Here is a 6,476-nt window from a genome sequence, read left to right on the forward strand (position 1 = left end):
AAGCCACGCTCATTTCGCGATAATCCCAAGCCATGAATGCGCCGCAAGATCCTCAAATCGAATCGTTGAAAGTCCCGCCGCACTCGCTCGAAGCCGAGCAATCGGTGCTGGGCGGCCTGTTGCTCGACAACGCAGCCTGGGATCGGATTGCCGATTTCCTGACGCAGGGCGACTTCTACCGGTACGACCACCGGATCATCTACGAGCACATCGGCCGCCTGATCGCGTCGACCCGTCCGGCCGACGTGGTCACGGTCTACGAATCGCTCGGCACCTCGGGCAAGGCCGAGGAGGTGGGCGGATTGGCCTACCTGAACGCCCTCGCGCAGAACACGCCGAGCGCGGCCAACATCCGCCGCTACGCCGAGATCGTGCGCGACCGCGCCGTGCTGCGCCGGCTGGTGTCGGTCGCCGACGAGATTTCCGCCGACGCCTTCAATCCGCAAGGCAAGGAAGTGCGCCAGCTGCTGGACGAGGCGGAGTCGAAGGTGTTCTCGATCGCCGAGGACGGTGCGCGCGGCACCCAGGGCTTCCTCGAGGTCGGGCCGCTCCTGACCCAGGTGGTCGAGCGCATCGATACGCTGTACCACACCGCGAATCCGAGCGACGTGACGGGCACGCCGACGGGCTTCGTCGATCTCGACCGGATGACCTCGGGCATGCACGGCGGCGAGCTGATCATCGTGGCCGGGCGGCCGTCGATGGGCAAGACCGCGCTCTCGATGAACATCGGCGAGTACGTCGCGGTCGAGTACGGGCTGCCGGTGGCCGTGTTCTCGATGGAAATGCCGGGCACGCAGCTCGTGATGCGGATGCTGGGCTCGGTCGGCCGGCTCGACCAGCATCGCATGCGCACCGGGCGCCTGAGCGACGAGGATTGGCCGAAGCTCACGCACGCCGTGCAGAAGATGAGCGAGGCGCAGCTGTTCATCGACGAGACGGGCGGCCTGAACCCGATGGAGCTGCGCTCGCGCGCGCGCCGGCTTTCGCGCCAGTGCGGCAAGCTCGGCCTCATCATCGTCGACTACCTGCAGCTGATGTCGGGCTCGTCGCAGGGCGAGAACCGCGCGACCGAAATCTCGGAAATCTCGCGCTCGCTGAAGAGTCTCGCGAAGGAACTGGACGTGCCGGTGATCGCGCTGTCGCAGCTGAACCGCGGCCTCGAGCAGCGGCCGAACAAGCGGCCGGTGATGTCGGACCTGCGGGAATCGGGCGCAATCGAGCAGGATGCGGACGTGATCCTGTTCATCTACCGCGACGAGGTCTACAACCCGGACAGCCCCGACAAGGGCACCGCGGAAATCATCATCGGCAAGCAGCGTAACGGCCCGATCGGACCTGTTCGGCTCACGTTCCATGGTCAATTTACGAAGTTCGACAACTTTGCCGGGGCGCAGAACTTCTACGGCGAGTAAAGCTGGTTGTAAACCCCTAATTTCCGAAACGTTGTATCTCGTCGCCGATGACGTGATCGAGCGCTTCGCCTCAAACTGCGAAACGGTACAATGTCGCCGTTTTTTATGACAGTTGTTTGACCATTTTCCAGGGATCCCATGTTCGGTCGATTCATGCCCACCGAAGGCAAGTTCTTCGAAATCTTCAACGCGCACGCGAACTACATCGTCTCCGGTGGCCGCGAGCTGGAACTGCTGATCGACAATCTCGCGGATGCCGAGATTCACAAGCAAAACGTTCAATCGGCCGAAAAGGCCGCCGACAAGCTGACGCACGAAGCGATCGACTTGTTGCACAAGACCTTCATCACGCCGCTCGATCGCGACGAGATCCACAAGCTGATCACGACGATGGACGACATCCTCGACCTGATGGAGGACGTCGCGACGGCCGTGTCGCTGTATGACGTGCGCGCCGTCACGTCGGAGGCGAGCCAGCTCGCGCACATGGTCACGCAGTCCGCGCAGCACGTGCAGCAGGCCGTGGCGCTGTTGTCCGACATGAAGCAGTCCGGACAGATCCTGAAGGCCTGCGAGGACATCGACCGCTGGGAATCCGAGGCGGACCGCGTGCTGCGCTCGGCGCTGTCGAAGCTGTTCCGCGAGGAAGAGGACGTCAAGAACCTGATCAAGCTCAAGGCGATCTACGAATTGCTCGAGCAGATCACCGACAAGTGCGAGGACGTCGCGAACATCATCGAAGGCATCGTGCTGGAAAACGCCTGAGCCGACGACGATGCATTCGATCCAACTCGCCCTGTGGGTGGTCGCGACGCTGGTGCTCGTCGCGCTCCTGTTTGACTTCATGAACGGCTTCCACGACGCCGCCAATTCGATCGCGACCGTCGTGTCGACCGGCGTGCTGAAGCCGCAGCAGGCGGTCGTGTTTGCCGCCGCGTTCAACGTCATCGCCTATTTCGTGTTCCACCTGAAGGTCGCCCAGACCGTCGGAAAGGGCACGATCGATGCGAGCATCGTCGACCACTACGTGGTGTTCGGCGCGCTCATCGGGGCGATCGGCTGGAACATCATCACCTGGTACTACGGCATTCCGTCCAGTTCGTCCCATGCGCTGATCGGCGGTCTCGTCGGCGCGGCGGTCGCGAAGTCGGGCTGGGGCTCGCTCAACGTCGACGGCCTGATGAAGACGGTGGCGTTCATCTTCATTTCGCCGCTGCTCGGCTTCGTCCTCGGCTCGCTGTTCATGCTCGGGGTGTCGTGGCTGTACTTCCGCACGGCGCCGAGCAAGGTCGACCGCAGGTTCAGGCGCCTGCAGCTGCTGTCCGCCGGGCTCTACAGCCTCGGCCACGGCGGCAACGACGCGCAGAAGACGATCGGCATCATCTGGATGCTGCTGATCGCGTCGGGCTACGCATCGGCCACGGCCGACGCGCCGCCCGCCTGGGTGATCGCGGGCTGCTACCTGTCGATGGGCCTCGGCACGCTGTTCGGCGGCTGGCGGATCGTCCGCACGATGGGCCAGAAGATCACCAAGCTGAAGCCGGTCGGTGGTTTCTGCGCGGAGAGCGGCGGGGCGATCACGCTGTTCATCGCCTCCTGGCTCGGCATTCCCGTGTCGACCACACACACGATCACCGGCGCGATCGTCGGCGTGGGCGCGACCCGCAAGCTGTCGGCGGTGCGCTGGGGCGTGGCCGGCAACATCGTGTGGGCCTGGGTGCTGACGATTCCCGCATCGGCGCTGATCGCCGCCGCGGGATGGTGGATCGGTCACCAGGTGTTCTGACACCGGATTTCACCGCAAGCGCGCAAGGCGCCGTGGGCCGAGAGGCCCCGGCGCCTTTTGTTTGGGCGGATGATTTCGGATCGTGTGGGCTGGGGGGCTGACGATTCCCGCCTCGGCGCGGATTATTGCCGTGGGCCGCTGGATGGGGCACCCGGTGTTCCGACACCGCGTTTCATCGTAAGCCGTGCAAGATGCGGCGAATCGGGAGGCTCCTGCGTCTTTGTCGCGCGGGACCGGGAGCGGATGAGGTCCGGCTCGGCGCAGATCGCCGTCGCGGGCCCCCGGTGCTCTGGCGCAAGACTTCATCGCAAGCCGTGCGAGGTGCCGCGAGTCGTGAGTCAGCGACGCCTTTGTCGTATGGACGACTGATTCCGGATCGGGACGGCCCCCGGGGTTCTGGATTCCGGGCGGGCGCTGGACGGAACGCCGCCGACCGTTTCGCGTGGCGTGCGCGACGCTCAGTCGCCGCCGCCCGTCGCGAAGCGGGCGATCGGGTCGTCGTTGGTGCTGGTGGCGGCGGGCGCGGCGTTGCCGGGCGCAGTGGAGGCCCGCAGAACCTGGACGCCGCCCGGGGCCGCGAGTTGCGCCTGGCGTGCCGCCGCGCGCGCGGTGGGCGGCGGCGGTTCGAAGGCGTCGGCTGCGGCTGTGATCGGATCCGACGGCACGACGGCCGTCGTGGGGATCTCGTTGGCCGGTGCGGCCGTGAGCACGGGAGCGGGTGCGACTGCGCCGGCCGCGCGCGCCTGCTGTTGCGCGGCGCTCAGGCCCGGAGGCGGCGGTTCGAACGGATCCGGCTGCGCGGTCGCCATCGCTGCCGGCCGGACCGGTGCAGGCACAGGCGCCGCCGGTGCCGGTGCGGGTCCGGCGGCCGCCGCGACCGGCGCGGCCGCATACGCTGGCTGCACCGGCGCGACGCGCGGCGCGGGCGCCGGCTCGGGCGGACGGCTGGCCTCATAGGTCGGCGTGTCGAACGGCGCGGCCTTGTCCCGCGGCGGCGCGACCCGGCGGATGCCGTCGAAGCGCTTTGCCCAGTAGGGATTCGTCAGATAGTCGAGCCGCACCGTGCCGCCCGTCGAGGGCGCGTTGACGAAGCGCAGCTTGCCGACATAGATGCCGACGTGCGAATGGGCTCGCCCGGTCGTGTTGAAGAAGATCAGGTCGCCGGGCGCGATGCCGTCCGGCTCGATCGTATCGCCGCGCTGGCTCATGTCGGCCGTGGTGCGCGGCAGCGTGACGCTGGCTGCGCGGCCGACCACGTAGCGCACGAGCCCGCTGCAATCGAAGCCGCTGTCGGGCGTGTTGCCGCCCCAGCGGTACGGCACGCCGACGAGGCTCATCGCCTGGATCGAGATTTCCTCGCGCCCGACGCTGTGGTCGACGAAGTTCGGGAAGCCGCGCGGCGGCGGAAAGGCGCGGGGCGTCGTGATCGTCATCCCCGACGAACCGGTGCGCGCGGTCTTTTGCGGCACGCTTGAGCAGGCCGCAAGCAGGAATAGGACGAAGACGGACAGCCAGATTCGCAGCATCAGGGGAGGGCGAACGCGGCGCGTTCGCCGATCGTATGACCAACGGAGATAGAGGCGATAGTAGTCCGTCCGGCGGGGCTTTCGCAAGAAAACTTGAGAAACGACTTGAAGTTTCGCGCGTAACTGTTGTAACCGTCGCTTGCCGGCGCCCGGATTGCGCGAGATTCGACCCTATAAATAAAAATGGCGCCCGGGGCAAGCCCGGGCGCCATGTCGTGCCGCGTCTGGCGACGCGACGGGCGGATCAGAGGATGTCGGACGCGTAGTCGGCGAGGCGCGAGCGCTCGCCGCGCGCGAGCGTCACGTGGCCGCTGTGGCCCCAACCCTTGAAGCGGTCGACGACGTAGGTCAGGCCGGAGCTGCCTTCCGTCAGGTAGGGCGTATCGATCTGCGCGATGTTGCCGAGGCAGATGATCTTCGTGCCGGGGCCGGCGCGCGTGACGAGCGTCTTCATCTGCTTGGGCGTGAGGTTCTGCGCCTCGTCGATGATCACGTACTTGTCGACGAAGGTGCGGCCGCGCATGAAGTTCATGCTCTTGACCTTGAGGCGCGAGCGGATCAGCTCCTGGGTGGCCGCGCGGCCCCATTCGCCCGCTGCGTCGTCGGTCTTCTGCAGCACTTCGAGGTTGTCGTCGAACGCGCCCATCCAGGGCTGCATCTTTTCTTCCTCGGTGCCGGGCAGGAAGCCGATGTCCTCGCCGACCGGCACGGTCGCGCGCGTGACGATGATCTCGTTGTAGCGCTTGTCGTCGAGCACCTGCGCGAGGCCCGCCGCGAGCGCGACGAGCGTCTTGCCGGTGCCGGCCTGGCCGAGCAGCGTGACGAAGTCGATCTCCGGATTCATCAGGAGATTGAGCGCGAAATTCTGCTCGCGGTTGCGCGCGGTGATGCCCCACACGTTGTTCTTGTGGTGGCTGTAGTCGCGCAGCGTCTGCAGGAGCGCGGTCTTGCCGTTCAGCTCGCGCACGATCGCATGGAACGTGGGCTCGCCGTTCTGCGGCTCCAGGTGGACGAACTCATTGACGAGCAGCGAGGCAACGAGCGGCCCCGTCACGCGGTAGTAGGTGGTGCCGGTCTTGGTGTCCTGCCAGCTCTCCATGCCCTTCGCATGCTTGGTCCAGAAGTCCTGCGGCAGCTCGCGCACGCCCGAGTACAGCAGATCCTTGTCCTCGAGCACCTGGTCGTTGAAGTAGTCTTCCGCGGGCAGGCCGAGTGCGTGCGCCTTGATCCGCATGTTGATGTCTTTCGACACCAGCACGACCTGGCGGTCCGCGCGTTCGCGCTGCAGCGCGCGCACCACGCCGAGGATCTGGTTGTCCGCCTTGCCTTCCGGCAGGCCGTCGACCGGCTCGATCCGGGTGAGCGTGGTCTGGAAATACAGGCGGCCGAGCGCCTCGCGGCTGCCCAGACGCGAGAGCGGGATGCCGGCCGAGATCGGGCCGGCGTTCGCGACGAGCGCGTCGAGCGTGCGGCTGACCTGGCGCGCGTTGCGCGCGACTTCCGACATGCCTTTCTTGTGGTTGTCGAGTTCCTCGAGCGTCATCATCGGCAGATAGACGTCGTGCTCCTCGAAACGGAACAGGCTGCTCGGGTCGTGCATGAGCACGTTCGTGTCGAGCACGAACAGCTTCTGCAATTCGGTCGTCGCGTTCTTGCGGCCGCGCGGCTTGGCGGCCTCGCGCGGCGCGGCGGCGACCGGCGCGGCCGGTTTGGCGGCGGCGGGCTTGTCCTCGCGCGCGACGGCGGGCG

Annotated in this window: 5 protein-coding genes; 3 read left to right on the forward strand and 2 right to left on the reverse strand. The window is 66.6% G+C overall.

The genetic code is table 11. From position 1 onward, the window contains the following. The first annotated feature begins 32 nt into the window (after window positions 1-32). The 3 genes from AC1RQF_RS13580 to AC1RQF_RS13590 all read left to right on the forward strand — a co-directional run bounded on the left by AC1RQF_RS13580 (window position 33) and on the right by AC1RQF_RS13590 (window position 3,201). A complete protein-coding gene (locus AC1RQF_RS13580) occupies window positions 33-1,415 on the forward strand; it encodes a replicative DNA helicase (protein WP_274002717.1) in 1,383 nt (460 codons plus the stop codon). Between the two features lie 138 nt (window positions 1,416-1,553). After that, window positions 1,554-2,180, forward strand: coding sequence for a DUF47 domain-containing protein (locus AC1RQF_RS13585; RefSeq protein ID WP_274002718.1), 627 nt, complete (start codon window positions 1,554-1,556; stop codon window positions 2,178-2,180). A gap of 10 nt (window positions 2,181-2,190) precedes the next feature. Then, window positions 2,191-3,201 (forward strand): inorganic phosphate transporter, encoded by a 1,011-nt coding sequence (locus AC1RQF_RS13590; RefSeq protein ID WP_274002720.1) that lies wholly within the window; start codon window positions 2,191-2,193, stop codon window positions 3,199-3,201. Window positions 3,202-3,659: 458 nt separating this feature from the next. Here the strand turns inward: AC1RQF_RS13590 and AC1RQF_RS13595 are convergent, their stop codons facing one another. Continuing rightward, a complete protein-coding gene (locus tag AC1RQF_RS13595) occupies window positions 3,660-4,727 on the reverse strand; it encodes a C40 family peptidase (protein WP_492872241.1) in 1,068 nt (355 codons plus the stop codon). Window positions 4,728-4,971: 244 nt separating this feature from the next. Then, on the reverse strand, window positions 4,972-6,476 hold a 1,505-nt coding region (locus AC1RQF_RS13600; protein WP_492872242.1), incomplete at its 5' end, for a PhoH family protein.

Source organism: Burkholderia sp. GW821-FHT14F03 (genome assembly GCF_058803765.1).

Bases quoted from the DNA above. Each gene is read 5' to 3' on its own strand.
- AC1RQF_RS13580 (WP_274002717.1), top strand. From the start codon at position 33: ATGAATGCGCCGCAAGATCCTCAAATCGAATCGTTGAAAGTCCCGCCG.
- AC1RQF_RS13585 (WP_274002718.1), top strand. From the start codon at position 1,554: ATGTTCGGTCGATTCATGCCCACCGAAGGCAAGTTCTTCGAAATCTTC.
- AC1RQF_RS13590 (WP_274002720.1), top strand. From the start codon at position 2,191: ATGCATTCGATCCAACTCGCCCTGTGGGTGGTCGCGACGCTGGTGCTC.
- AC1RQF_RS13595 (WP_492872241.1), bottom strand. From the start codon at position 4,727: ATGCTGCGAATCTGGCTGTCCGTCTTCGTCCTATTCCTGCTTGCGGCC.